The 26,001-nt window shown below is 44.2% G+C and carries 35 protein-coding genes and 4 pseudogenes; 12 read left to right on the top strand and 27 right to left on the bottom strand.

Translation table 11 applies throughout. The annotated features are described in order from the left end of the window. Positions 1–95 precede the first annotated feature (95 nt). Positions 96–2,516, top strand: a complete 2,421-nt coding sequence (locus JCM16159_RS07400; protein WP_243666284.1) for a hypothetical protein — start codon at positions 96–98, stop codon at positions 2,514–2,516. A gap of 63 nt (positions 2,517–2,579) precedes the next feature. After that, on the top strand, positions 2,580–3,455 hold the full coding sequence (locus JCM16159_RS15995) for a hypothetical protein (RefSeq protein WP_243666283.1): 876 nt from the start codon (positions 2,580–2,582) through the stop codon (positions 3,453–3,455). Here JCM16159_RS15995 and JCM16159_RS07395 read toward each other — a convergent pair. From JCM16159_RS07395 to JCM16159_RS18995, 6 genes are all read right to left on the bottom strand, one after another. Continuing rightward, a complete protein-coding gene (locus JCM16159_RS07395; protein WP_243666282.1) occupies positions 3,441–4,052 on the bottom strand; it encodes a hypothetical protein in 612 nt (203 codons plus the stop codon). The two genes, JCM16159_RS15995 and JCM16159_RS07395, sit on opposite strands and share 15 nt — an antisense overlap. A 165-nt stretch (positions 4,053–4,217) precedes the next feature. Beyond that, positions 4,218–4,595 carry an ABC transporter permease gene (locus JCM16159_RS15990; protein ID WP_243666305.1) on the bottom strand — a complete coding sequence of 126 codons (378 nt, stop codon included), beginning with the start codon at positions 4,593–4,595 and terminating at the stop codon, positions 4,218–4,220. Further along, positions 4,574–4,981 carry a hypothetical protein gene (locus JCM16159_RS15985; RefSeq protein WP_243666281.1) on the bottom strand — a complete coding sequence of 136 codons (408 nt, stop codon included), beginning with the start codon at positions 4,979–4,981 and terminating at the stop codon, positions 4,574–4,576. The genes JCM16159_RS15990 and JCM16159_RS15985 overlap by 22 nt, the downstream gene beginning before the upstream one ends. A gap of 1 nt (position 4,982) precedes the next feature. After that, positions 4,983–5,228 carry a hypothetical protein gene (locus JCM16159_RS15980; protein WP_243666280.1) on the bottom strand — a complete coding sequence of 82 codons (246 nt, stop codon included), beginning with the start codon at positions 5,226–5,228 and terminating at the stop codon, positions 4,983–4,985. Between the two features lie 14 nt (positions 5,229–5,242). Beyond that, positions 5,243–5,506, bottom strand: coding sequence for an AAA family ATPase (locus JCM16159_RS15975; RefSeq protein ID WP_367834377.1), 264 nt, complete (start codon positions 5,504–5,506; stop codon positions 5,243–5,245). Positions 5,507–5,540: 34 nt separating this feature from the next. Further along, positions 5,541–5,903 carry an ATP-binding cassette domain-containing protein gene (locus JCM16159_RS18995; RefSeq protein ID WP_367834376.1) on the bottom strand — a complete coding sequence of 121 codons (363 nt, stop codon included), beginning with the start codon at positions 5,901–5,903 and terminating at the stop codon, positions 5,541–5,543. 204 nt (positions 5,904–6,107) lie between these two features. Here JCM16159_RS18995 and JCM16159_RS07380 point away from each other — a divergent pair, with 204 nt between their 5' ends. Both JCM16159_RS07380 and aspS read left to right on the top strand, forming a co-directional pair. After that, positions 6,108–6,620, top strand: coding sequence for a transcription elongation factor NusA (locus tag JCM16159_RS07380; protein ID WP_054857409.1), 513 nt, complete (start codon positions 6,108–6,110; stop codon positions 6,618–6,620). 37 nt (positions 6,621–6,657) lie between these two features. Next, positions 6,658–7,959, top strand: coding sequence for an aspartate--tRNA(Asn) ligase (gene aspS / locus JCM16159_RS07375; protein WP_054857408.1), 1,302 nt, complete (start codon positions 6,658–6,660; stop codon positions 7,957–7,959). Here the strand turns inward: aspS and JCM16159_RS15965 are convergent, their stop codons facing one another. The 12 genes and pseudogenes from JCM16159_RS15965 to JCM16159_RS07335 all read right to left on the bottom strand — a co-directional run bounded on the left by JCM16159_RS15965 (position 7,960) and on the right by JCM16159_RS07335 (position 15,819). Further along, positions 7,960–8,295, bottom strand: coding sequence for a hypothetical protein (locus JCM16159_RS15965; protein ID WP_243666279.1), 336 nt, complete (start codon positions 8,293–8,295; stop codon positions 7,960–7,962). Positions 8,296–8,449: 154 nt separating this feature from the next. Next, positions 8,450–8,920: a hypothetical protein gene (locus tag JCM16159_RS15960; protein ID WP_243666278.1), complete on the bottom strand. Its 471-nt coding sequence runs from the start codon at positions 8,918–8,920 to the stop codon at positions 8,450–8,452. Between the two features lie 196 nt (positions 8,921–9,116). Next, a complete protein-coding gene (locus tag JCM16159_RS18990; protein ID WP_367834375.1) occupies positions 9,117–9,674 on the bottom strand; it encodes an MFS transporter in 558 nt (185 codons plus the stop codon). Beyond that, positions 9,674–10,462, bottom strand: coding sequence for an MFS transporter (locus JCM16159_RS18985; protein ID WP_367834374.1), 789 nt, complete (start codon positions 10,460–10,462; stop codon positions 9,674–9,676). The genes JCM16159_RS18990 and JCM16159_RS18985 overlap by 1 nt, the downstream gene beginning before the upstream one ends. 158 nt (positions 10,463–10,620) lie before the next feature. Next, positions 10,621–11,261: pseudogene (locus tag JCM16159_RS07360) on the bottom strand (50S ribosomal protein L18). Positions 11,262–11,324: 63 nt separating this feature from the next. Next, positions 11,325–11,773, bottom strand: a pseudogene (locus tag JCM16159_RS07355) (50S ribosomal protein L19e). Between the two features lie 229 nt (positions 11,774–12,002). Continuing rightward, complete coding sequence (locus JCM16159_RS15955) at positions 12,003–12,656, bottom strand: zinc-binding dehydrogenase (protein ID WP_243666277.1); 654 nt, start codon at positions 12,654–12,656, stop codon at positions 12,003–12,005. Then, positions 12,653–12,835, bottom strand: a complete 183-nt coding sequence (locus JCM16159_RS15950; RefSeq protein WP_243666276.1) for a hypothetical protein — start codon at positions 12,833–12,835, stop codon at positions 12,653–12,655. Before JCM16159_RS15950 ends, JCM16159_RS15955 begins: the two co-directional genes overlap by 4 nt. A gap of 56 nt (positions 12,836–12,891) precedes the next feature. Next, positions 12,892–13,434 carry a sulfite exporter TauE/SafE family protein gene (locus JCM16159_RS15945; RefSeq protein WP_367834384.1) on the bottom strand — a complete coding sequence of 181 codons (543 nt, stop codon included), beginning with the start codon at positions 13,432–13,434 and terminating at the stop codon, positions 12,892–12,894. A gap of 69 nt (positions 13,435–13,503) precedes the next feature. Beyond that, complete coding sequence (locus JCM16159_RS15940) at positions 13,504–13,737, bottom strand: hypothetical protein (RefSeq protein ID WP_243666274.1); 234 nt, start codon at positions 13,735–13,737, stop codon at positions 13,504–13,506. A gap of 64 nt (positions 13,738–13,801) precedes the next feature. Further along, positions 13,802–14,813 (bottom strand): annotated as a pseudogene (locus tag JCM16159_RS07340) (NAD(P)/FAD-dependent oxidoreductase). A gap of 124 nt (positions 14,814–14,937) precedes the next feature. Further along, a complete protein-coding gene (locus JCM16159_RS07335) occupies positions 14,938–15,819 on the bottom strand; it encodes a fumarate hydratase (protein WP_054857406.1) in 882 nt (293 codons plus the stop codon). 109 nt (positions 15,820–15,928) lie between these two features. Here JCM16159_RS07335 and JCM16159_RS07330 point away from each other — a divergent pair. Next, positions 15,929–16,551: pseudogene (locus JCM16159_RS07330) on the top strand (FumA C-terminus/TtdB family hydratase beta subunit). Positions 16,552–16,597: 46 nt separating this feature from the next. Here the strand turns inward: JCM16159_RS07330 and JCM16159_RS07325 are convergent. Next, positions 16,598–17,365: a CBS domain-containing protein gene (locus tag JCM16159_RS07325; RefSeq protein ID WP_054857405.1), complete on the bottom strand. Its 768-nt coding sequence runs from the start codon at positions 17,363–17,365 to the stop codon at positions 16,598–16,600. Between the two features lie 105 nt (positions 17,366–17,470). Between JCM16159_RS07325 and JCM16159_RS07320 the strand changes: the two genes are divergently transcribed. From JCM16159_RS07320 to JCM16159_RS15935, 3 genes are all read left to right on the top strand, one after another. Next, complete coding sequence (locus JCM16159_RS07320; RefSeq protein WP_054857404.1) at positions 17,471–18,973, top strand: aldehyde dehydrogenase; 1,503 nt, start codon at positions 17,471–17,473, stop codon at positions 18,971–18,973. A 96-nt stretch (positions 18,974–19,069) separates the two neighbouring features. Further along, positions 19,070–19,543: a restriction endonuclease gene (locus JCM16159_RS07315; protein ID WP_243666273.1), complete on the top strand. Its 474-nt coding sequence runs from the start codon at positions 19,070–19,072 to the stop codon at positions 19,541–19,543. Continuing rightward, the gene (locus JCM16159_RS15935) at positions 19,525–19,758 is read left to right on the top strand and encodes a hypothetical protein (protein ID WP_243666272.1); all 234 of its coding nucleotides are present in this window, start codon (positions 19,525–19,527) and stop codon (positions 19,756–19,758) included. Before JCM16159_RS07315 ends, JCM16159_RS15935 begins: the two co-directional genes overlap by 19 nt. A gap of 189 nt (positions 19,759–19,947) precedes the next feature. On the opposite strand, the gene JCM16159_RS15930 is transcribed toward JCM16159_RS15935, so the two are convergent. From JCM16159_RS15930 to JCM16159_RS18975, 6 genes are read right to left on the bottom strand one after another with little or no spacing between them, the layout of a single operon-like run. After that, positions 19,948–20,091 (bottom strand): hypothetical protein, encoded by a 144-nt coding sequence (locus JCM16159_RS15930; RefSeq protein WP_243666271.1) that lies wholly within the window; start codon positions 20,089–20,091, stop codon positions 19,948–19,950. A gap of 17 nt (positions 20,092–20,108) precedes the next feature. Beyond that, the gene (locus tag JCM16159_RS07310; protein WP_054857403.1) at positions 20,109–20,567 is read right to left on the bottom strand and encodes a hypothetical protein; all 459 of its coding nucleotides are present in this window, start codon (positions 20,565–20,567) and stop codon (positions 20,109–20,111) included. Positions 20,568–20,588: 21 nt separating this feature from the next. After that, positions 20,589–21,254, bottom strand: a complete 666-nt coding sequence (locus JCM16159_RS07305; RefSeq protein ID WP_243666270.1) for a hypothetical protein — start codon at positions 21,252–21,254, stop codon at positions 20,589–20,591. Next, positions 21,206–21,496 carry a hypothetical protein gene (locus tag JCM16159_RS07300; protein ID WP_054857401.1) on the bottom strand — a complete coding sequence of 97 codons (291 nt, stop codon included), beginning with the start codon at positions 21,494–21,496 and terminating at the stop codon, positions 21,206–21,208. The genes JCM16159_RS07305 and JCM16159_RS07300 overlap by 49 nt, the downstream gene beginning before the upstream one ends. A 57-nt stretch (positions 21,497–21,553) precedes the next feature. Next, a complete protein-coding gene (locus tag JCM16159_RS18980) occupies positions 21,554–21,883 on the bottom strand; it encodes a hypothetical protein (protein ID WP_367834373.1) in 330 nt (109 codons plus the stop codon). Further along, positions 21,823–22,287: a GTPase gene (locus tag JCM16159_RS18975; protein ID WP_367834372.1), complete on the bottom strand. Its 465-nt coding sequence runs from the start codon at positions 22,285–22,287 to the stop codon at positions 21,823–21,825. Before JCM16159_RS18975 ends, JCM16159_RS18980 begins: the two co-directional genes overlap by 61 nt. Before the next feature lie 60 nt (positions 22,288–22,347). On the opposite strand from JCM16159_RS18975, the gene JCM16159_RS07290 reads away from it, so the two are divergent. Then, positions 22,348–22,977, top strand: coding sequence for a V-type ATP synthase subunit D (locus tag JCM16159_RS07290; protein WP_054857400.1), 630 nt, complete (start codon positions 22,348–22,350; stop codon positions 22,975–22,977). A gap of 138 nt (positions 22,978–23,115) precedes the next feature. Beyond that, entirely contained in the window at positions 23,116–23,685 is a 570-nt protein-coding gene (locus tag JCM16159_RS07285; RefSeq protein ID WP_054857399.1) for a stage II sporulation protein M, read from the top strand. On the opposite strand, the gene JCM16159_RS07280 is transcribed toward JCM16159_RS07285, so the two are convergent. After that, the gene (locus JCM16159_RS07280) at positions 23,682–24,578 is read right to left on the bottom strand and encodes a hypothetical protein (protein ID WP_054857398.1); all 897 of its coding nucleotides are present in this window, start codon (positions 24,576–24,578) and stop codon (positions 23,682–23,684) included. The genes JCM16159_RS07285 and JCM16159_RS07280 overlap by 4 nt on opposite strands. 144 nt (positions 24,579–24,722) lie before the next feature. Here JCM16159_RS07280 and JCM16159_RS15925 point away from each other — a divergent pair, with 144 nt between their 5' ends. Further along, positions 24,723–24,884, top strand: a complete 162-nt coding sequence (locus JCM16159_RS15925) for a zinc finger domain-containing protein (protein ID WP_243675045.1) — start codon at positions 24,723–24,725, stop codon at positions 24,882–24,884. 12 nt (positions 24,885–24,896) lie between these two features. Here the strand turns inward: JCM16159_RS15925 and JCM16159_RS07275 are convergent, their stop codons facing one another. Further along, positions 24,897–25,289 (bottom strand): cytidine deaminase, encoded by a 393-nt coding sequence (locus JCM16159_RS07275; protein ID WP_054857397.1) that lies wholly within the window; start codon positions 25,287–25,289, stop codon positions 24,897–24,899. A gap of 66 nt (positions 25,290–25,355) precedes the next feature. Here JCM16159_RS07275 and JCM16159_RS07270 point away from each other — a divergent pair, with 66 nt between their 5' ends. Then, the gene (locus JCM16159_RS07270; RefSeq protein WP_243666268.1) at positions 25,356–25,955 is read left to right on the top strand and encodes a TrkA family potassium uptake protein; all 600 of its coding nucleotides are present in this window, start codon (positions 25,356–25,358) and stop codon (positions 25,953–25,955) included. Positions 25,956–26,001: the final 46 nt, after the last annotated feature.

The following is a 26,001-nucleotide window of genomic DNA, read 5'->3' as shown; positions in this document are numbered from 1 at the left end:
GATTTCGGTATCTATACCGCGATTTAAAAAGTATTATTTTTGTCATGGAATTGAAAGGTTTTAATAACCTTATATATAAAAGTGTTTTATTAAGTATGAGTTCGAATGACTGGAATGGACTCGTCCCCTCGGTAATTATGAGATACATAATCATCACATTGATAACCCTGATCTTCATCTCAATTAATGCTAATGCATTAACACCTACTGTGAATAGTACACACTTCCTAATATACGACTTGGCAAATGCAGGTTCGTCATACGACCAAGCCCTAGATAATTACCTAGAACAGGCATACTCATTATATACTAACACCCTGGGCATGAAAATGTCACCGCCATGCAGTGGAAGTCAATACACGGTATATGTGGTATCCTCTCTTCCAGGGTCAGAGGCAGGCGTAACTGGGTGGGAATATACCTATAATCCAAACACTGGCCAAATAATCAGTACATGCATAGAGTACATAAACATAAGTGCTGGTTTGTCGAGTGATTGGCTTGAACACACGGCTTATCACGAGCTTGTACACGTATCGCAATTAGCGTATATGCAATACACGACAATACCCCAGGATTACCCGTGGTATATTGAAGCCGATGCTGAGGGTACAGCGAGTTACTACACGAACCAGTGCCCAATGGCCCAGGACTACTTCCAGTACAACCAGTATGGGTATGACCCATACGACTACTCAGGAGAGCCAATAATAAACATGTACTACTACTCAGCCTTCATATACTGGCTAATCGCGAATGGCATTGGACCCGCAACCATCGAACAGAACGTATTCGCCGGCAATAGCATCATTAATTCATGGCTCGATAATTACTACACCCAGTACCTAGTTTCACTGGTCCATGGGCAAAACCTATGCGGATCAACCTACTACCCAAGCTTCCAAACAATAAGTATGAGCGGTAGTACTTATTCATTTAGTGTTAGCCTTCAGGGCCTCAGCGCTCAGTACTACAAGGTTCAACTGCCTGCTACGGGCACTATAGAAATCACGGCAGGTGGTGGTTCAGTTATTAGTAACATTGAGCTCAACTCCGCATTCTCGATAACAAACACGACACTATACATGGCCCTGGTCAACCCAACAACAAATAACGAAACCGTTACCCTAACAATCAGCTATACACCGGGTATCACGGCTAGGATAGTGGGTGGTACGTATAACGTAATGACGGAGAGCCTGACCCTTAACCTATACGTAATGTATGGAACAGCGCCAATCACGGGTACGATATACATCAATGGCACACCAACAAGCGCAAGTAACGGCTATGCAAGTGCTACATTTACAGGGATCACCTGGGGCACCTACGTAGTTAACGTGACCTATGAAAACTCAACGGCATTAACCTACATCACGCTGGGTCAGCCGACGGCATCGCTGGTCACAACAACCACATTATACCTAACGAGTAATAGCTTTGGCAATTTAGTGATTTCAGTAAACAACCCAAACAGTGTAACGTTGGTTACGGACATGCTGATCACATCGCCACCAAGCCCCATCAACCCCTATAAACCAATGATATACTTCGAACCACCAAACACGACCTTAATACTGGGCCCGGGAACATCAACGATTAAGATAAACTTCGTTGTTAATTCCACCGTATCAAACGGCCAGGGTGACATCTACATATACAATAGCCCAAGTACAGCACTATCCCTTGGGTATGATGTAGTGCCCGTGCAGGTAAGTATCATAAACGCCACGTACTACATAAATGGTAACTACACAATTGTTGATACGTACGTTAATGATGTAGGGAAGATGAACTTCGTGATTGGGGGATTCACGGGAACAGTCTACATTAATTACAGCACGTACACAATAACAACGCTTAAAATAGGCGTGGTGAGCCCTACGGTAAGGCTATTACCGGAAATAGTATTACTAGCGCCAAGCTGGGCCTTGGTCAATACGACAATTGAGTTGATGACACCTAATTCCTGCCCTAGCTTCCCCGTGTTTTACTACGGTGAGTTTTACGTTAATAACACGTATGTAGGAAGCAAATTAGTTTCTTGCGGCAGCATTGGTGTTGTGTGGAATTTATTAAATGAAACCTATACGGGCCAGTACATGGTGTTGTCTGTGGCGGGTATGAATATCATGGCCAACATTAGCATAGTGCCTCCATTAATAAATGTGGTTAATTACCTATGGAACATAACCAGTACTAATGAATACGTAATTGTAAACCTAAGTATTTACGGCCCATACGAGTACGCAGTTCTTAGCCACTATGTGAACAACTCAACACTTCAGTTAACGTATTCCCTACCCGCGAACTATACCATGCTAACCATAAACACGGGGTTTGGCAATATAACGGTTTCAAGGCCGACACCATTAATAAGCCTTGAATCGCCCGCGGTGACCATCTATCCACAGCCAATTAACGCGGTTATCAACATCACAATGCCACCAACTTGCCTACCAGGGTTTATTGAATACGTACCTAAATGGTTCATTATACTCATCAACCACGGTTGACCTATCGCCAGGTGAATCATCATTGTTGGGCATGGTTATTAAGCCACGGTGCCGGGCACGTACGTGATTAATGTTGAGTTGGGCGCATCGGCATCGATTAATGTTACCGTAATGAGCGTGGAATTATTTAGATTGAGTATTGAGGCAGAACCGCTAGTGATTATTGGTCATAATGAGACGATAAATATAATACTCAATGATTACCCCGCGATAAGCGTACACGTTAATCTCACATTGCAAGGTTGCATTAATGATACGACCATGGTCATGGCAAATACATCATTAAGCCTAGGATTCAATAGGGAGTGTGCATTATTAATTAATGCATCGGCATACGCACTGACGGGTGAGGCTATTAGCTACTGGGATTACTTAAACCTATGGATTAATAACACGGTTGGTTATTACGATGGTTATCCGTTAATACTTAATGGGACAATAACTGCATATGCAACATTCCTAAACGGTTCCGAGGTGCCGGCCACGGTACTCATTAATGGATCAACAACGCTCACACCGCGGTACCTGGGACTCATCACAATTACGTTGAGCATTAATTACCTCGGTGCTACTAATGAGTCCACGGTAAGCGCCTACGTCATACCACCAACATACTTCGAAGCAGAGAAAATACTCAGTGAGTTGGGTAATCCACAGTTCCTGAACGCCACAGTTAGTAATGCTATAATGAGCGGTAACTGGAGCTTGGTCGATGAAATAATTAATGAGTACCAAGCATCATCGAGGCCGTACGACCCATTGGCTCAATTATCGAGGTATTTGCTAGTACAGGCAATAATGAGCGGTAGTGTCAGTAAGATAAGTCTCGTAAATGCCATACTTAGGTATGAACTCCTTATCTATACCGTGCTCATACTAATTATCATACTGGTGATGGTGGCTCTACATAGGGTAAGGGCTAGGTCACGTAAGTCCTAACTTACCCTCCTCCCTAAGTCGTTTATCGAATATCCTAATAAGCATGGTTGTGACTATGAATAAAGACGCCACGGTGGTTACTGAGTAAAATAGTTGGTAAGTAATTGGTATGGGAAGCTCCAGGTAGCCCAGGGCAGCCTCACGCATTATAACAAATGGGTAGGCTATTGGCGAGTACTCATTCACCAGCATCACGTACCTACCTGCCTCACTCGGTATTAATCCGCCTAATACAGGCATTAGGAACTGCATTATGTCTGTGATGACCCAGTTAGACCTGAGCCTAACCACGAGCATCGCATATATTGTTGATATAAAGAGAAGCTGTAATGAAGCAAGTATTATGGATGCTGTAAGGAGTACTGGGTTCCTAATGTCAATGGTTAGGCCGAATACTACGTAGAAGCTTATCACGAGAGATGCCAAATCGAGTAATGTATATATTGAGTATGCAATGCCCCAACCAATCACGTGTATTAGTAAGTTATTTATGGTGGTCATGACATTCTCGAGAATTCCCTCATAGCTCTCCTCAATAATCCCACCGCCAAAACCCCACAACCAACTCGAGTAAAGTGCGAAGGCATATGCAGCCATAGGAATAACTGGAGGATGAGTTTACCCAGGGTGAGTACACCGAATCCCCTGAGGGTGAGTATGAAGAAGGCAAGCCATAGTGGCGCCGTTACAACGTTTATCATAATCGATGATGGTTTCGAGAATAATAAGCGTAAACCTCTCCATACCTCAGCACCCAACTTTCTAAATTCCCCTGTTCCTGAACCCCCTCTCGAGCTTTGCATATGAGGTCATCCCAAATAGTAGGTATATGATTGTTGCGGTGATTAGGTAGATAATGAGCATGTAACTTGCCTGCCCAATGCTCTCTAGGTACATGGAGTAGAAGGTTATGTACATAGGTAGTGCATAAACGAGCCCCCTAACCCACCATGGAAGTACATATACTGGGTATGTGGTCCCAGATAATATTGTTAATATTGGTGTTATTACATTATTTACCGCGTCTGCGTCGTTAAGTCTCATAACTAGACCTGCTATTAATAATCCAATGCCATATAGAGGGAATAATCCGATGAAGAGCGTTAGAAGAGCTAATGCTAACCTAAGGCTCCGATTAATCCATACTCCATATAGAATAGTGGTAAGGATGCTATTGTGAAGGCGCCGATGTTTACTATTATCATCACTAGGGATGTGCCAAGTAAGATCAAGTACATGCTGGTTGGTGAGGCAAGCAGGAACTCAAGCCTACCACCCCTCCTCTCCTCCCATAGAAACCTAGACCCGGTCTGTACCATTATCATTGACAGCATTAAGACCTCAAACCCAATGAATTGCCTAATGAATACACTACTCGTTACCTTGACAAAGAATGATGCTATAAATGCCATACTACCAGCGATGAAGTACGGAAGAATGACAAGCAAGGCCAAACCGCCCGGCTCCCTACTTATTATCTTTAGTTCATTAGCCATTACAGCAAGTAACACACCTATCTTACCCATTTTACTCACCCTCATTCTTAACCACCTTCACGAAAGCCTCCTCTAGAGAAGGTTCATTTATCCTAACCCTAATTATATTCAACCCCCTCGCTTCTGCGTCATTAATGACCCTACGAAGTGAGTCAGCAGGGTTCGTGGTCTCCACACGTATGGTCTCCACACGGCCATTGAGTTGAACCTCAACCTCAACCACGTACTTAAGCCCAAGCATGTCCTTTATATCCCTCGGTGAACCCTCGATGATCATTCTACCATTACTTATTATACCAACCTATCACAGACCTCCTCCACCTCCCAAAGGTTATGACTAGTAAAGAGTATTGCCTTACCCTCCCTCTTAAGTCTCCTTACCAACTCCCTTACTTCCCTCGCAGAGATTGGGTCTAAACCGATGGTTGGCTCATCGAGAAACAGCACAGATGGGTCGTGAATCAATGCCCTGGCTATGGCAAGCCTAGCCCTCATACCAAGTGAGTACTCCTCATAGGACCTATTCATCGCGTTCTCAAGCCCAACAAGCCTCATTAACTCCCTAGCCTAGCCTCAGCCACCGACTTGCTTAACCCATAAAGCCTGCCAAAGTAAACGAGGTTTTCATACCCACTAAGTCTCGAGTAAAAACCTTATCTGGGTAAAGTACTAGGCCTATGATACTTCTAACGATACTTGCTTCCTTAACAACATCATGTCCATTAATCAAGGCATAACCGCCATCAGGGATTAACAAGGTAGACAGTATCTTGACGGTAGTCGTTTTACCGGCACCATTAGGGCCCAACAACCCATACACCTCACCCCACCTAACCCTGAAGGAAACACCCCTCAGCGCCTCAACTACGATTTTTCTCCTCCTTAGAAAACCAGTACGTTCATTACTAATGAACCTCTTCCTAATATTCGAAGTTATTATTGCATCGTTCACACAACCTCAAGCTTAAAGTCCCGAGTAAATAAGGCTTTGCTGATCACTAGTTTAATGAGACCTTAATTTAGGTAATGGGTTAATCCTCAATAGTGACATCATCAGCAATAAGCACCGGACTAAGGTGCTTGACCTCAAGTGGGAACCACCGTTAATGGAGAAACGCATAAGGTTTATTAAGCCTAATATTTTTATGGTTGTCGAATGAAAATACCGTTTTGCACCTTCTGTGTCAAGACCAGGGTGTTTTGCAACAAGTGCCAGTCTTTGCTTGACAGTGGAGAGTACTCCATGCTTGATGTTGATGTTAGCGACGCATTGCTAAATATAGCCACTGGTAAGATGGAGGAGGTCCTGAAGAATGTTGAGTATGTGAAGTCCTACGAGGTCGGTGACTTGGTTATTGTTGTACTTAAGGGCATAAAGGCGCTTCCTCGGACCATAATACAGCAGATGGAGCACGACTTAGAAAGGACATTGAATAAGAGGGTTAAGGTTGTTGAAAAGGGCGTTAATGTGAATGAGCTCGCCACGCAATTAGCATCACCTGCCAGGATACTCACAGTATCAACGTCCTGGCTTCCCGATGGCACCACGGAGACCGTAGTCAGAATAACAAAGAGTGAACTTAGGAGGTTACCATTTAGACCGAGTGAATTGGCTAAGGTTCTTAGTCAAATTAGTGGTACAAACATTAGGGTTGAAATTACCAAATAATCACAATTTTTAAATCCCCAAAATCTATAAGTTAGTCGTGAGTTTTCCAAGGAAGACCCACTGGACTAAAGACGTAATCCCTGAGCTTGATGGTAAAGAGGTCGTGCTGGCCGGCTGGGTCTGGGACATCAGAGACCTCGGTAATATAAAATTTATACTGCTTAGGGATAGGGAGGGCACTATTCAATTAACGATAAAGAAGGGGGCGGTCTCAGACAGTGTTTGGTCATTGATTCAGTCACTGGGTAGGGAGGACGCGATTGTCGTTAAGGGGGTCGTCAAGGCAAGCAAGGTGGCCAAGGCCGGTGTTGAAGTTTTCCCGAGCGAGATACATGTCGTGGCTAAGTCGAAGGCATTACCAATAGATATATGGGGCTCGGTGGAGACCGACCTGGATACGAGGTTAAGGTATAGGTCTGTTGATCTTAAGAGACCTATTAATTCTCTGATATTTAGGGTAGAAAGTGAGGTTGTACATGCAATACGTGATACATTGTATGGTCAGGGTTTCATTGAGGTGTTTACCCCAAAGATAATAGTGACTAGCACCGAGGGCGGTGCTGAGTTATTCGCGGTTCAATACTTTGAAAGAGTTGCCTACCTAGCCCAGAGCCCACAGCTCTATAAGGAGGAGTTAACGGCGAGCCTCGAGAGAATCTTCGAAATAGCGCCTGCCTATAGAGCTGAGAAGCATAACACGAATTATCATCTCAACGAATTCATATCGGTGGATATCGAGGAGGCCTTCGCCAATTACACGGACGTGATGGCGGTTCTTGAGGATGTGATAGTCAATGTATACGATAGGGTCAATAAGATGTTCGGCAATGAGTTGGCGAGGTACGGCATTGAGATTAAGATCCCCAGGAAACCCTTCAGGAAGATAACCTATGACGAGGCCCTAGACATACTGGGTAGGAGGGGCTTGAAAGTGAATTGGGGTGATGACGTGCCTAAGAATGGTATGGAAATCCTAAGTGAGGAGTTCGGCGAGCCATTCTTCATAATACACTTCCCAACGGACCTAAGGGCATTCTACACAAAGCCCCTCGACTCAGACCCAAAAATCAGTGAGTCATTCGACCTAGTCATGGGTGGCCTAGAGATAGCGTCAGGGAGTAGTAGAATTCACATTAAGGAGCAATTGATAGAGGCGCTAAGGAAGAGGGGACTTAACCCTGAGAGCTTCGAAAGCCACTTAATGGTTTATGACTACGGAATGCCGCCACACGCTGGTTGGGGCATGGGGCTCTACAGACTATTAATGGTATTATTGAAGAGAGATAATATTCGTGAGGTCGTGCTTTACCCAAGGGATAGGTTCAGGCTTGAGCCATAGCTATATCACCTTCCTCTTCCCAACAACCCTAGTCATTAAGTGTGGGTTAATGAATGTCACATAGCTTTTAGGCGCAATGTTTGGCGATGAGACAATTTCCTCATTTACCTGCATAGGTAAGTAATAGCTCATTAATCGCGGCTTTCTCCATACGTTATTTCTATTCAATTCAATATTGAGCGATAATATTGAAATAATTAGCAATATCCATGCCACCGAGTTCATTGGTAATCGCTGTATTGGTAATGACGCTATTAATGAACTAATAGTCTCCATAGAGGATGTTAACGAAGTCTCAACAGGACCTATTTGCCTAATTGATTCTGCGTATAACATGTAAGGTATTACGTTACCAACCAATGCCAGTATTAATGGGTAATAGGGGTTATCGAGACCGAGAGCTAATACTAGTGGGTTCCGTATTATTAAGTATGAAATAATGAGGGTACCAAGCGATTGACCAAGTACAAAATTAATAATATCAATATCATTAATTCCCGCAAGCTATTGTGTATACAAAATTCATGACCATGAGGAGCAGCGCCACATAAATGGAATCACCATAGCCCTGGAACAATAGGTATAGGGCTCCGAGCAGGGTAATCGCTGATACCAGGTACCTCACGTTAATGCTCCTATTATTGATGTAATCAAGGATTATCAGTGGTATTATGTAGCTTGAGCTCACGAGGGCGGTTAATCCACCAACACCACCCGACAAGTCCGTGTATAAGTAAACAATTGCGTAATTGATTGGCGACAATAGTAAACCCTTAATTATCGATTTCTCATCATAACCATGAAATAGCGATGCTATGAGAAGCAAAACCGTGGAAAATAGATAGCTTAAGGCAATTAACTCATTTATGCGGTATAGCCCCAGTGCTAAGTAGGTAATTGGGTACGAGGCTCCCCACAAAGCCGAGGCAAGCATCGCCAATGCCAAGTATCGCTTAGTCATAGGACCCACCACGAGTTTGGGGCTTTAAGGAAGAGAGCGAAACTTTCACTGTACTTGATAATTAAAAATCTTTCTAAATCAATTTCTTAGAATTCTAATGGTAATTCGATAAGTTATTTCATGGTGACTCATCGTGGTATTTAACTAATATTTCAGTTTGTAATATCCATGGGTTTTAAGAAGGTATGGAGCTTCATTACCTACGGTCAGCTGCCTTATCAAGTGCATGTATTGGTAATCCCCTGGTCTCAATACCAAAAATGAACCAAGCTAACGCCGCTAGGAAACCCACTACGTAGAGTATTAGGTTTGAGAGTAGGTATACGTAGGTGTTTGCGGAGGCAAGTAGATAATAGATGAGGAACACATACATTGCCCACGCAATGAACCTAACAATGCCAACCCAGGTAGCCCTATTTCTAGTTGGGTATAGCTCAGGCTCTAGGAGCACCCTAACTGCCCAACCAAGCTCACTGAATACCATGTTTAGGAATAGTAATGTATAGAATATGGTTAAAGACGATGCAAAGGCACTTTTAGTCATTACACCGTATATTATGAATATCGGTACCATGGTTAATAACCCACCCAGGAACGAAATCAGGGTGAAGGTCTTCCTACTTAACTTATCGACAGCCAACCCAATCAAACCAGCAATTGAAGCACCCACGTTGGCCCACAGTAACACTTGCGTAGCCAACACTTCATTATTTGAGAATGGTAATGATGGCAAGTAAACAATGTAAAAGGCCATTAATCCATAGGTCGCCAACTGGGATACACCGAGGAGAGATAGCACAAGTGTCCTAAACCACAAAGGCGGAAATCTAACGCCCTGTTCAGAACCTTCAGTGAGGCGTATGATAAGCCGTACTCACTAGCTATCCTTTCAGCCTCACTAACCCTGCCCTTAACGACAAGCCATCTAACCGATTCAGGCGTTACTAACCTAATAATCACCGCTACTATCAATACGATTATTGCGGAACCAATCATGGTCCAGGTAGCGGATAACTGAGTACCCCTCATCAACGCCAGCAATAGTATCGCCGATGCTATGGCCGCACCTATGTTATCGAAATTCGTCATTAAGACTAGTATCGAGCCCCTGTAATTATACGGCATTAACTCCGTAGCCGCGGCAAGTGCTGGCGGTTCCTCACCACCAACGCCTATCTCGGCTAATATGTACGATATAATGAACGGTATGAAGGCCTCAGACGCCGGTATTACATTTGATAGGAGTATTGACAACCCCATGCCTATTAACCCAATCGTATATAGGCTCATCGTATAGGCATATATGCCCCTCCTACCAACGATATCCGCCAACCTACCCATGAGTACATTACCGATCATTAGGGATATCGGTCCAAGGGCTACGGAGATGGGCACTAAGAACCTGGGTATGTACTTAGAGAAGTAGTAAATCGACATAACACCACTCGCGGTCACAAAACCCCATATTAAGAACGTGAGTGAGTAGCTCACGAACATAACGTAGTGAATCCCCGATAATCCCAAGTCCTCAGATGTTTTCATATCAATCACTCTTTTATTATTCATTAATAACATATTTATTTTTAAAGATTACTCGAGAATACAATCACTTAAATTATCGATGAATGATCAATGAATGTACCGCCAGGAGGAACCTATGACTGAGAGAAAACATGAATAAGCGATTGAGAAACCTAACCTTACTCCTCCTCAGTCTCCTGGGGCACCTCTATGTTCAGTTTCTTAAACCAACCCATGTAATAGTTCTTAATCCTATCCCTAACCTCCTCAAAGTGCTTCGGCAAATCAACAGGATCCAAACCCTTAGCCAAGTACTGAGAAAAGCGGGCCCTATACAACGCCTCATTCTCGCCCTTAAGCTTCTCCACGTACTCAGCAATGTGCTTACCACTTATCCTATCCTCATCGGGGAGTACCTCCTCGCCATGGGGCACCTCAAGACCTGTATCAAGCGCGCCCTTAAGAACAGCGAAAACGCGGGCGCCCTTAATCGGCCTATGAAGCCAATATCGAGTATCACCTTCTTAACGCCCTTGAGCAACGCCTTATAACCAACTATTAAGCCCACGAGGTACGCACTCGAAGTATTCTTCAAACTACCCTTCCAACCAAAACCTGCCAATTCCTTAGACGTGGCGCTCACGATAACCTCATCGCCCATAACCCTAGGCACAACGACCTGGGCAATAATGTACCTATTCGTCCTCCTAACAACAAGCCTAGGTAAGCCACTCTTAATCATCCCCCTACGCTTGTAATAATTCGTCTTACCCTCCCTCCTACGTCTAAACCTGACTTTATAGCGTCCGGTCCTTGCCATGTTCGTAAAACCAAGAAGATAATCACTTAATAAGTATTTCTAGGATAGAGAAGCAGGCTATTTTTACCGCTGTTGCTTAAGGAGGTTATTGCTGATTAGGTATGTCCTAAGTGACGCCACACTATCGAACCTGCCACCCTTAACCTGCAGGTAAAGCTCCCTCCAAGTCCTAGCATCAATCAACCCTCTTCTCTTTAGCGAGTTTAGGTACCTCCTCAATGCCCTAACCTTATTGACCCAAGCCTCCTTAGGATCAAGCCTAGCATACTTACTACCCCTCCTACTACCAACACCTCTCCTCCTTCCCTTCCTCCTCTTCTCATGCAGCTCACGCCACCTACCCCTACTAACGCCCCTGGCATACTCAGCGTATATCAAGCCCTCCTTAATCAAAGCCCTAACATCAGCCTTAGTAGTAACCTCCTCAAGCCTATCAAGAGCCTCAGGCTAATCCTAACCCGTGACTCACCGACACCCAAAATCTCGGCAGCCAATCTCTTAACGTCAACCATCAAGGACTCCTCATGAATGCACTATTTAAATATTTACCTAAGTAAGGACTGAAGCCGTTACGGCATGAGTAATACCTTACCTATCCTATCCTCAGCCTTGAACATGACGTCAAACGCCTCCTTAACCCTATCAAGCTCATCTTTGCATAGATTGGTGCCTTAATCCTACGTTTACTAAGCAGGTCGAGCAACCTAATAAGCTCAATCCTGGTACCACCTGTCGAACCTATTACAGTGACCTCCCTTGATAGAGTGATGGTAAACTAAGCGTAACATCGCCACCAGTTAATGCGCCAGCCGTTACCCACCTGCCGTAACGCGCAACTAATTGAAAGCTTAGGTTCCAAGTGGCTTGGCCAACGGAGTCGACCACTAAGTCGGCACCAAGCCCATTGCTTAACTCGTTTACAAGTACTTGAGCCTCCTCTGGCGTCACTACGTAATCGGCGCCTAGCCCTATTAATGCATTCCTGACCTTGTTTGCCTTACGGCTTACCGCGATGACCGTGGCTCCAGCTAGTTTTGTGAACTGAACGGCGTAACTACCCACGTTACCCGTGGCACCAAAAACAACGACTAATTCTCCAGGTCTTACGCCAGCTCTGTCAAAGACCATGTGCCAAGCCGTCAATGCGCCGACGGGCAATGTCGCCGCCTCATCAAGACCAACGCACTTGGGAACCCTTATTACGTTGGTCACGGGTACTACGGCGTATTCCGCAAACCCACCATTAGTTACGATGCCTATTAACCCACCATTTATGCACAGCTCCTCATGACCAATTAGGCAGTACTTACAGGTGCCGTCAAACAACCTGTTATAAATCACAACCTCATCACCAATATTGACGCCCCTAACATTGGAGCCAACCTCCTCAATCACGCCGCAAACTCAGCACCGGGTATGTGAGGCATCGGCCTGCCACCCCTATTGATTGTGAAGTAATCCACCGGGTTAACGCCTGCAAATTTAACCCTGACCAGGACCTCATTAGGCCCAGGCTTTGGCGCTTCGACATCCATTACCCGTAAATTCTCCATACCTGGTTTATCAAATACCACGGCATGCATTAATTACCTCGTAACCAATCTCGATTTAAATTAGTATGCGGCAGTTTTCAAATCCTTGACACGCATGGCATGGAATAGAGGCCCATTATTGCCGTGATTAGGGCGACCATGAGTTTGATGTGACGTTCAGGTAATCTTCTCTGGGTGATTGTGCCTAAGTAAATGCCGACCATACCTCCTAACCCCATGAATGCTCCATTAATTATGTTAGGTGGGTAACCAAGGTATGTATATAATATTACTCCGATCATCGATACTATAAACGTAACAATTAATGTTGGGCCCGAAATTACGTAGGCTGACAATCCCATGGGACCCATTAGTATTGGCGATAATATTGATGCGCCGCCAATACCATACGCACTACCTATGATGCCCACTAGCACCGTGATTATTACTAATAATGGTATATTGACTTCGTACGTATGGTCTTTAGTCGTGGTTATAGTGAGCAATAGCCTCCTGCGGTAGCACCGTAGTACCTCCTCGTAAACACGGACCTCCCTAATAAGTAGGGAATTTAAAATGAGTTCTATAGCCAGTATAAGCAGCACGAAGCTCATGAAGCAGGAAAAGACGTAACCACTAATTAAATAATGCCTTCTCAGCCAACGTTCCTAGCACAGCACCAGTTGATGAGCTCGTAATCAGCGTTAGGGTTAGTGGCATTGCAAGTCTTTTTTTTCACGGATGTACCTATGAATACTTAGTGGTATTGAGATTAGGTTATACATTAAGTTCGTACTTGTTATTACTGGGCTTAGAGTATTTAGGATGTACGACTGTATTGGTAATAGTAAGTAGGCCCCTGATATTCCTCCCTGGGATGTTATGAAGGATATTACCAATGCTATAAGGAATAATTCAATTGGTTTAAGCAGGTTAATACTCATGGAAATCTCAGAGTTTTTATTTAGAGATATCGTATTAAGGTTTGTTCCACGTGCAATTACAGACTTATTTTAAGGGATGTATGGTTTCCTCTTTCCTGCCGGGTATGTTAAGTTTTCTCCAATCAGACACAACTTTAACCTCTTTGCCCCTCCTGGTCATTGCATATGAGTACGCGGATAATGCCGCAATTACTCCCTGGGCAGCGGCAATAACTGCCTGCTTATACGGAGATACGCAAACATCGCCGCCCGCAAATAGCCCCTCAGTGCCTGTTCTACCGTACTCATCAATTATTATTTCACCCCTCTCATTTAGCTTAACTAGGTGGCGCACGAAATCTGTCTTAGCCACATAACCAATCTCAATAAACACAGCCTAACGGGTATTTCCAGTACCTCACCCGTGACCCTACTCTTAACTATCACGGACTCAACCCTACCCTTACCCTTTATCTCAACAACTTCATGCCTAGCATGAGTATTACCTTACCACTATTAAGTACGAGATTCATGAATTCATCATCATTGACAGGCCTATCACCGGGAAATACCAAGTAAAACTTATTCACCACGTTCATTAGGATTTCGGCAGCCTCATAAGCAGGCTTCCCCAGGATACCAACGCTACGTCTTGACCACGGTACAACGCCGCATCACATATGGTGCAGTAGCTCACGCCCCTACCCTTCAACTCCTGCTCACCAGGTACACCCAGGTCTCTCGGGGGTCTTTCCGAACGCCAGTATCACGGCTATGCTCCTATACTCATCGCCACTAGCCATCTTAACAATGAAGCCCCCATCACCAGCCCTATCAAGTTTAACCACTCTCATCAAATACAATTTCAGCGCCAAAAACCCTGGCTTGGCTTTCAACCCTTCTAACTAAGTCTAAGCCCTTAATGCTTGTGAAGCCAGAGTAATTCTGAACCTCATCCGTTAATGATAATTGACCACCAATATCCTTACTAATAACCAGTGTTCTTAATCCCTGCCTAGCAGTGTATAATGCGGCGCTCAGCCTGCAATACCCGCACCTATTATTATAACGTCGTAGGTATCGGTCTCGCCGTTCATCGTAATTGTGCCCTAATACTGCATTATAAATTCTTTTTACATGTTCAATAAAACTATTGATTTTTCATATGCTTAATTAATAATTATTTATAAGTATTCTTAATTTAAAAACAAATGAAATCACTCAATCATAGGGCTTAACCTCGTACTTACCGTCAGGGTATACGATAGCCCTAGCCCTCCTTGTTGCCCAGCAGGAGAAGACTATGCCTATTGCGAAGGTTGCTGGGTGCCTATAGGCATACTCAATGTGTACGTCTAGCGCCGTCACCTTACCGCCAGTTCCATGGGCTCCAATGCCGAGCTTATTAATAGCGTTCAGTAGCGCATCCTCGATATTGGCAATGTCAGGATTACTATTCCTAGAGCCGACCGGCCTGAGCACTGCCGCCTTCTTAGCGAGTTTTGCTGCAACGTCTAAGTTAGGGCCGATGCCTATTCCCACAATGACCGGTGGGCATGGCATTGGGCCGGCATCTATCACGGCATTAAGAACGAGCTCGGGCAACCTCTCCCAGGCATTGCCTGGCGGCACGACGAACGCCTTACTGGGTAATTCAGTACCACCGCCCTTTGGCGTATAGATCATCTCTAAGTAGTCCCCATCGAATAAATCAACATCGAAGACTGGTATTCCAATGCCGGTATTATCTCCTGGGTTCTTCTCTGTTAATGGGTCTACGGAGTTAGACCTGAGCGGTAATTCCTTCGTGACCTCCCTAACGGCCTCCGTGAGTATTAAGAATAACTTGCTCCTGATGGGAAAGCCATCACCAAGCCTTATGAAGAACGTTGGGACGCCAGTGTCCTGGCACACCGCCGCCGTATACTTTTGGGCCAGTTCTATGTTCGTTAATATGGCATTTAACTGAACCTTGCTTGGTTCATGAATTTCAACCTTAAGTGCGTTCTTTAATGCATTAACAACATCTTCAGCTGGAGATATGCTGGCCATCTTTATTATCGTCTTGGCCGCCTCCTTAACCACGTCCTCAAGACTCGGCATAGGTAAGCATCGCTTTACTTGTATTAAAGCTTTAATCCTATGTTTGTTTATAGAAAATACTTAGAAGAATGCTTAATTATACCCAACCTGATTGACTTAATTGGTAGGTATGGGTACGTACTACCTTAAAACACCAATATCAGATGATGACATTACTAAATTAAGGGTTGGCGATACAATATACGTAAGCGGCACCCTAATCAGCGCCAGGGATGCCGCGCATGTGAGGATGGTTGAGTTACTACATAGGGGCGAGAAACTACCCGTGGACCTAAGGGGCGGCGTTATTTACCACGCAGGTCCAGTGGCTCTTAAGCAGGGCGATACCTGGAGGATAGTGAGTATGGGCCAACCACCAGTGCCAGGATGGATGACTTCGAGCCAGAGGTCATTGAGAAGCTGGGTGTTAAGTTGGTCATTGGTAAGGGTGGCATGGGTCCAAAGACCACGGAGGCCATGAAGAAGTTCAAGGCGGCCTATGCAATATTCACGGGCGGCGCCGGTGTCCTGGCGGCTCAGGCAATAAAAAGGGTCGTTGGCGTTCACTGGCTTGACTTGGGTATTGCAGAGGCGATGTGGGTTCTCGAGGTTGAGAATTTCGGCCCATTAACCGTGATAATTGATTCATACGGTAATAATTACTATGAGGACTTGAGGAAGAACGTTAGGAGTAAAGTGCCTGAGCTGAGTAAGGAGGTCGTTAATACTATAAAGAATGTAATTAAGATATAGATGGGCGTGGCAGTACATAATTTAAATTAATTTCTCCATCTCACAATCACTTAACCATGCTCTTAACAACGTCGTGCTCAGTGATTATACCCATTAATCTACCAGTCTCAACAATCGGTAGTGAACCAAGGTTATTCCTCCTCATTAACCTAATGGCATCAACCAATGACGCGGCGCTATCAATTGTCACTGGGTTATGACTCATTAACCTTGATACGGCAATGTTGAGGTCAACCTGACCCCTTAACTTATAGTACCTAACCACGTACCTCAGTACGTCCTTAACCGTCATAATACCAAGCAACCTATCCTGATCCGTAATCAGTAAATGCCTAATGCCGTGCCTGACCATAACCTCCATGGCAGAGACCAATGAATAATCCTCACCAATCCTCACAGGATTCCTATTAGCAACCTCATGAACCCTATAACTCATGAATGATTGTTCAGGCATTTTGTTGATCACATCACGCTCAGTGACAATACCAACTAATTCACTTCCTTTAAGCACGAGTGCGTGGTCAACACCAACGTCAAGCATTTTCCTAACCACGGTCACGGCATCATCATTGTGAGACACAGTAAGGAATTTACCACTACCGTACTTAACCACGGGTTCCCTCAGGGCATTAATACCATTATTAACAATCCCATTGATTATCCCTAACGCCGTCAATACTGACCTCACGGAACCACCCTCAATAATCGGTAAGTGCCTAAACCCGTGATCAACCATTAACTGTACGGCAACGGCTAATTCCCGATTAGGGTCTATGGAGAATACGCTACCCGTCATTAACTCCTGCGCATTCATTAACTAGGGATAGCTATTCTCCAGTTTAAGTATTTCTAATCATTAAACCCGTTAAATGAGGTAGTACCCAGAAGACTTATTTTAAGGCCATTAAGAGCATGATTAATGCAGGCAATAACCATAAACATACTCGGCCCCGTAACATTGCCAGATTTTCCCAGGGAATTCCACGACACAATGACCAAGTTCGGTGTCTTCCGCGCCTTTATTACTGGTTCATGGATTGACTTCGGGAGTTACATGCCGGTTAAGTCGCCAATAAATGGCGAGGTGATAGCCCAGGTAAACAAATTAGGCGCTGAGCACGTTAATTCAGCCATAGAGAGACTTCACTACTCATGGCAGTCGCTCAAGGCAATACCGGCGCATAAGCGTGCCGATATGCTGATAAAGGTGGCAGACTTTATCGAGGAATACAAACAGCTGTTTAGGGATGTACTAATCATTGAAGGTGGGAAGCCCATCAACGAGGCTGAGGGCGAGGTTAACTCAACAATAACCAGGCTCAGGATGATTCACCAGGACCTGGGCAGGTTATTAAACGTAGGCATTCCAGGCGAGTACGGGGCAGGTACGGAGAATAAGTACGCAGTGGTTGTTAGGGAGCCTATAGGCGTGGTCGCGGCAATAGCCCCATTTAATTACCCATTATTCACATCAATGGTAAAGGTAGCCACAGCCCTCCTGGCAGGCAATCCCGTGATATTTAAACCATCGAGTTACACACCAATAACCGGCGTGTTAATAGCCAAGGCCATTGAGTATGCAGGGCTCGGCAATTACTTCGCAATGGTTACAGGGCCGGGAGCAACGGTGGGTGACGCGATGGTCACACACCCACTGGTTAGGGCAATCACCCTGACCGGTAGCACAGAGACTGGGCTTAGGGTCATGAGGATGGCCGGCCTAAAGAAGCTGCAGCTCGAGCTTGGCGGTAAGGCGCCAGCCATCGTACTTGAGGATGCCGATTTAAAAGACGCGGCCAAGAAGATAGTTATGGGTTCATTAAGGCTCTCGGGCCAGCGTTGTGATGCGATTAGCAGGGTCATCGCCATTGACAGCATTGCCGATGAATTAATGGAGTACATTATTAAGGAGGTAAATGAGTGGGTTGTTGGTGATCCACGTGATCCAAAGGTTAGGGTTGGCCCACTCATTGATTCCAACGCTGTTGAGAGGGTTCACTCAATGATTGATGATGCATTAATGAAGGGTGGTAAGTTAATCTACGGTGGTAGGTATTGGCTCACGTACCACGAACCGACGGTAGTCGATAACGTGAGTAGGAAGTCCAGGCTCGCGCTTGAGGAAATTTTTGGACCTGTGATTCCAATTATAAGGGTTAGGTCGGTTGATGAGGCCATTGAGGTGGCCAACGAGGTTATTTACGGGCTCGACGCCGCCGTATTCGGGCGTGACGTGGGCACACTATGGAGGGTGGCAAGGTCTCTTGAGGTTGGTGAGGTCACAATAAATGACTTCCCAAGGCATGGACTCGGCCTATTCCCATTCGGCGGCGTGAAGGAGTCAGGCTTCGGCCGTGAGGGTATTGGGTTTAGTGTGGAGGACGTCACAGAGTTAAAGACCATAGTCATAACGTATGGTTGATCAGTCCCTGACCCATCATTCATTGGTGTTCATCCGCCGCTGAAGTTTCATCATCCGCAAAACACTATAAGTGGGTGTTAAAATGCTTATTTGAGGATGAGCTTAAGGGAGAGGCTTGTTAAGGCGTTGATAATCGTCTCTAGGGATGGGGTTTTTACGCATGAGTCTCTTAAGTCGGTGTCGGGGCTTGGTGATTCCATGATTGATGAGTTCATAGGCTCGCTGATTAATGATGGGGTTTTAGTTAGGGTTGGTGATGGCTATAAGTCGGTCATGCCGCCTCATAAGTTAATTAAGTACTTCGTGGATAGGGGTGTTTATGTTGATCTTGAGTCGGTATCGAGGTACCTGCCATGGGATGAGTTTGAGGCCTTGATTAGGCTCGTGTTTGAGGAGTGGGGGTTTAGGGTTGTCAGTAGGCTTAGGGTCCCCGTGGCTGGTTCTAGGGTTGAGTTCGATGTAATAGCCTATAGGAGACCCTGGGTACTGTTGATAGAGGCTAAGCGTTGGAGGAGGGTCTCGTCATCGATACGGCAAATAGTGGATAGCACTTGGAGAAGGTTGGGTTAGTCGCCAGGGAGCCTGAGGTTTTGATGAGTAGGATTGGCGTTAATTGGGGTGAGGCGGTGCTTGTGCCTGTGGTTATTACTTGGCATAGGGCATCCATGGAATTACTGGATGGCATACCCATAGTTAGTATTTACCAGGTTAACTCCTTCATTAACGGATTTGATAGTATAATTGATAGTGTTAGAACGTTTAGGGTCTCCTGGAGCTATCTATGATGTTAGTGAATTATTATTGATTCAGCCCACTATCCCCCCTGTTAAACCTGTTTTTCCTTGCGTGATGTAATTTTTACATAACATTCGGGGCATGCGTAGACCTTGAAGGTCATGTTGAGTTCCTTAGCTTCATAGTCAACGATATGGTATTCCCTAACCCTCCTTAGGCAGAAGAAGCAGATTACGCCCTTATTGCTGGTTTTCCTCATTATCCTCAGACTGCTCTGTTTCTTCCTCACTCTTAAGCATAATGGTTAGACTCATTAATTGGTCAATGTCCGTGTACATGTCTCCCACGGTTGTCTTCTCTCGGTATAACCAAGTGCTCATCATGAGTAGTACCGTACTTATTAGGTAGGTATTGAAGAGAATCCAACATAGGCATTAACACCAACAATTATTGATTGATTTATTGAGTTCTCACCTAGGGGAATCTGGGTTGGTATGGGTAGTGAGAATATGAGGGCCACTATGAGCATTAGGATTATTCCGAAGAACAGTGGGTCTGAAACATCGATACTGTAATTTCTCTTAATCAGTAATAGGACTATTGAAATTATTATACCTATGAAGACGAATATCGGTGATAGGTAATCGACTGTGTCTATGAATAATGAATAACCCTTAATGGGTATTAACGTTAATGAACCGTTAGTATCACTAATGATTAACTTCAGTCCAGGTGTTACGTTGACGACATCATTAAAATTAGACACTGCTGCATTAGTTATTGGTAATGCAACCCTTATATTAGACATTATGAGTATTATTATGCCAATGACTATGAATGCCATTACGACCTTTCTCATTGTTTATCGCCTATAGGGTTATCACTCTGTTTTAAGGTTTTCTCTATCAATTCCTAATTCAGCGTCTGAAACACCATGCTTAATTCTATTCCTAATAGCACCCTTAATATAATAAACTAACGTATAATCATTGTTAACCCACCTATTTACATTATCAATCAATGAGTCAATTGGATTTCTCGCAAATAACGGTTCAAGCAACTTCCTATTAGTTTCTAAGCGCCTAATTACGCTTGATGGGTCGGCATAAAGGGTTAGGAAGTCATAAACCCTAGCGAGTGGTATTGCCGATAGCTTAGTTGACCAATGCAGGGAAAGGGGTACCCTATACATCCTTACCTTAAGCATTGTGTTGCCGCCAATAATGATATCGTTGCCGTAAGCCTGGAATAAATCAAAGGACTTCATACTCCTATTCACAACCTCATTTACTAAGTTAACGAAGGACCTCATCTCCTCATTATCAACTTCCTTGGCTAGTGGGGCAATAACCTTGAACCCATTCATTCCATCGAATATTACTGCATTATTCACCAAACCAACGTATTCAAAGATAACCCGTACTACGCTGACTATTAAGTCCATGAGTTCCAATCCTCTATCAATCATCCAAACCTTCCTACCACCCTTAACATCGATTATAGCCATGTCAATGCCCCTTGATAATGCAGTACCCACGGAGGCCATGAAGTCGATACCGCCAGCCTGACATACTTGATCAACTCATCCTTACTATTAATAATAATTGGTAATTTACTCCCATCCTCATGCCTAACCCTGGTCATTAAAACAGCGGAATCACCGATCTGTCTAATAATGGCGGTTCTCCTATTCGCTAGGAAATTAATCATTAAATCACCAACAATATCGTAATACTTAAGGGGCCTAATGGATGGCTTAATCACCATCGGCACGAGCCTCCTAGGCATTGTTAACCACCCCGGGCCTGTAGTAGTAAGTTAATTTACCGAGTATCCAATCCCTAATCACGGCAATGGCAGCTCCCTAGTATTCACCTTACCACCCCTCAAAAGCAACCCCCTCCTTCTACCGACTAGTTCCAGGAGTTCCATTGGGTCCTCCGCATCAACACCATATCTATCCATAAATGCCTTGGGGTTGAACGACTTAATCCTCATTATTAACTTTACCGCCGGTAAAACAGGATCCTCAAGCCTGGAGGGGTCTATGGCACCCTTAATAATGAGCAATGCCTCATCCCTAACCTCCTCAGGTGGTATAACACCGGGCGTGTCTATGACGATGAGCCACTGCTTAGCCTTGACGATCTGCTCGCCGATGGTCCAACCAGGCACTGGGCTTGTCTCAGCCACGTGCCTACCCTTAGGTAATTAATTATTGTTGACTTACCCACGTTTGGATAACCAACCACGGAGACCCTGACGGGAAGCCTGGGCGCATGCTGCTTAATACTGACGATAAGCTTCCTAGTGCCAAGCCTATTCTTGGCGCTTATGAATACCGTGGGGTACTCCCGCCCGATGTATTCCTTCCACTCCTTAAGCACGTCAATAGGCACTAGGTCAGCCTTGTTAATCACTATTATTAACGGCTTACCCAACTTACCCAAGAGCTCCTCAACCCTCTTGTTCCTCGTCTCCACAGGATCCCTGGAATCAATAACCTCAAGTACCAAATCGCTCATCTCCAGCACATTCCTAACCCTCCTCCAAGCCTCAGCCTGGCTCACCCTACTCATTTACCAAGGCCTAAGTCCTTATGTAATAATATTTAAAAATATAAAACGTTCCTTAACTACGTGGCCTTTGAGAGACCAATACCGTCAAGGCTAACCCTATTGAGACTTAGAAATCAGGAGAGGCTTTATAGGAGTATTAAGAAGACGGTTGAGGATGCGAGGAATGCAACCATACAGAGGATTAGGGCAATAATACCCAAACTTGAGAACGCAAGGAAGAGTGTTTATGACGAGTTAGAGAAGGCATCACTAGCGCTTAAGGCCGCCATTTCAAAGATGAGTATTGAGGATTACGGAAAGTTAAGCGAAGTTATAAGGCCATCAGTTGATGTGGAGTTTACGGACATAATAATGGAGGGGCTTAAGTTCAGGGGGCTTGAGTTTAGGGGCGTTTCGAGTCCTAATTATGGCATATTTGCAATACCGCCGGAACTCGATAGTGCCCTGTACGGTATTTATAGCAACTTCAGGGCAATCTCGGAAATGATGAACCTAGAGAGCCTATTCTATACGTTACTGGCTAGGGTCAGGGAGTACCAGAGAATGGTGAATGCCATAGACAACGTATTGCTTCCCAGGATTGTCGAGAACGCGAGATTCGTTAGGCTCAAGCTTGATGAGGATGAGCGTGAGGAGTTCGTCAGGAGGATAGTGATTAATAGGCTCCTTGAATCATTAGGTAGGCGTTAACTTAGTAAGTAAGGCTTAAGTACTTCATAGTGGCTTTACACGTAATGAGGACAGGAGGGATGCACCGAGCGGTGACGAAGGATTTGAACGCTGATTACCAATCCCTCCTCACATCAAAGCAGCGCTTTAGTGAGAAATATGACTGTAAGTATTAAGAGGGTTATTCTAATATACGCAGTTGAATTGCTGATCCTAGTGATAGTATCGTTAGTGGGTTTTTATGTAGGGCCATTGTTCATTAGCCAATCAATGGTTGCATCATTACAAAATCAGCTAGAGAGCACCGTAAAATTAGGACCAAGTTCCATTTTTCTGCATAACCTGGCAATAGACACATTAATGGCAATTCCCGTAATCGGCCCATTCTTCTTCGTATTTGCATTGGTAACGACGGGCTTCGTATTAGGTATTTATATTGCATATGCCGTGAATTCTATAATCGTCCTTATAGTAGCTCTCCTCGTAACAATGTTCCTTCCTCATGGTATTATAGAACTCCTGGCCTACGCATTCTCCACGGCAGGATCATTAACATTCACGAGAAATCTCATTAACTCATTACGTGGCAGGAGACGCATTGGTAGGAGCGAGGTCATAGCATTGATAATATATTATCTAATATCGGTTGTATTGCTCTATATTGCGGCAAATGTTGAGTATTTCGAAATAACGGCATTGAAGAGCTTAATAAGAGTAATGATTGGTTAACTACTTAGATTTTGATATATGAATTTCTGGGTCATTAAGTTCTGTATAAGTATTGGTAGCTGAATGCTATTGCTTGTATCGTCATAGGCTCCGGTCACCGAGTTATAACCGATTATGAAGAGTGTTGGTAAGTTCGGCAGGTTAATGGGTACCTCATACGTGAGTGGCGTCGGTGTCAAGAGCGGTTGTACGTAATAATCATTAATGATAGAGGGTATCACCATCTGATACATACTATTGGAAACGTAATGTCCATATTCACTCACACATTCTGTGGCGTTCAAGTTAATGTCCAGGTTATTAAGTATCTCCTGTATTGCGGATATGCTTGTGAGGTTTGCTACTTTAGTTATATTACTACCTACGAATGAACCAATCTCACTTAGAAATAATAATGCATTATATCTATTAGTTGAGTTGTAATATAGGCAGTAAGCCACGGAGGCTACATTCTCCTCAGCCAGTACAAGTGGTGAGGGCTGGCCTGAATAGTTGAAAGAATTTATATTGAATACTATCTCATACTGAACAAGTCCCTTCTCTGAAGTATTGATCATGTAATTAGTATTAACAATTGAGAAGTTAGTGGCTGGAGGTAAGATAGGGTTGTAGAATATCAATACCTTGATTGGTGCTGTATCTGGTCCATAAACCAAGCTATAATTCTTGAAGGTATTATAGACACTGCTTACTATGGATGCATTAAGTAATTGAAAGTATGGAGGCCACACGATGATACCAGACGTACCAATGGGGTACGTAATTATTGTTTCTCCACTATGTAGTTTTGATGGTGGTGCAACGACTCTAGCAAGTAAAAAGTATGTTAATACCGCGGCCAGTATAATCACTAATATGAGTATCGCATCATTTATTACCTTGTTAATGTCCATCTCGTTACCATAGGTGCCCGATTTATTAAGGATTACTCACGCATTAATAACGTTATAGAAATGCTTAAATTAGTGATTACCCCACGGATACTCAATGTCGCTACCCAGAGTTGAGAGGCCAAGCCGGTACTCCATGGACCGACCGTGCCAGTGTGTAGTTCATGCGGTAAGCCAATTAAGCCATACGAGAGGGCAACCCACTTCCTATGCCCAAACTGCGGCAAAGCCGAGATTTGGAGGTGTGAGCATTGTAGGAGGACGGGGAACCCATACAAGTGCCCAGTATGTGGTTTTGAAGGCCCGTGATACTCAGCATATTTAATTATCCTGCTTTCTCCAGTCTGTGAATGGCCTTGGGAACAACTCACCTATGTTATGTCTAATTACTTTATCTCCGTGAACGATGATCACCTCCTCGACACCGAACTCACTCATTACCTGGAGACAGGCTCCACAGGGATATATTGGCCTGTCTAGGTTTGAGGTCAGTACTATTGTCTTTATTTTCCTCTCGCCGTTGGATACGGCATTAAATATGGCGACCCTCTCCGCACAAACCGTGAGCCCAAGGGACGAATTCTCCACATTAACCCCTCTATACACCTTACCGTCTGGTGTTATAGCCAGCGCACTTACCTTAACTCCGCTGTATGGTGCGTATGAGTATTTCAACCCATCCTTAACAAGCTCCACCCACTCTCTTGGGATCACGGTTTGTGATAAGGTAATAATGAATTTAAATAGTTCCTGCTTAAGTTACGTAGTTGGTGGTTAATATTGAAGCTTGCCATAATAGTTGGAGCAAATAATGTGAGTGTTAATGTGGCTAAGGCCCTCATGGATAGATATGATGTGGTGATCGTCGACTCAAATGATGATGCGTGCTCAAGGGTTTTCAAGATGCTTAAATCGTCGGCGCTTGTTTATAGGGGTGATCCGAGTAGTGAAGATGTGCTTAATGAGGTTGGTATTGACAAGGCTGAGTTATTTCTGGCTTTGTCTGATAATGATGAATTAAATTATAAGGCATGTAGTATAGCCAGGGGTAAGGGGGTTCCATTGATAATCGCTAGGGTTAATAATAGGGATAACGTGGATTTGTTTAGGGAATTGAATGTAAATACCGTGATTGTTGAAGACCTAATATCAAGAAACATAGAGACCCTTATAATAAATAACATAGCTAAGTCCGTATTTAACGATCCATCAATAAATATAACATTCGCAGTAATTAGGATTAATGCAGGCTCGCAATTAATAGGTAAATCCATTAATGAGATAATTGATAATTACGGCATTGCAATACCGTATGTGGTAACATCGAACGGCGTCACCAAGCAAGTGGTGATTACGTTGTGGAGGGAAATGATGAGTTAGTGGTTGTAGGCCCCTCAGAAAGTATCAATAAATTAATAGGTGACCT

This window comes from Vulcanisaeta sp. JCM 16159 (genome assembly GCF_001316265.1).
GTDB lineage: Archaea > Thermoproteota > Thermoprotei > Thermoproteales > Thermocladiaceae > Vulcanisaeta.
Note: the sequence above shows the minus strand (reverse complement) of the source record. Positions and strands in the feature narration are given on the sequence as shown.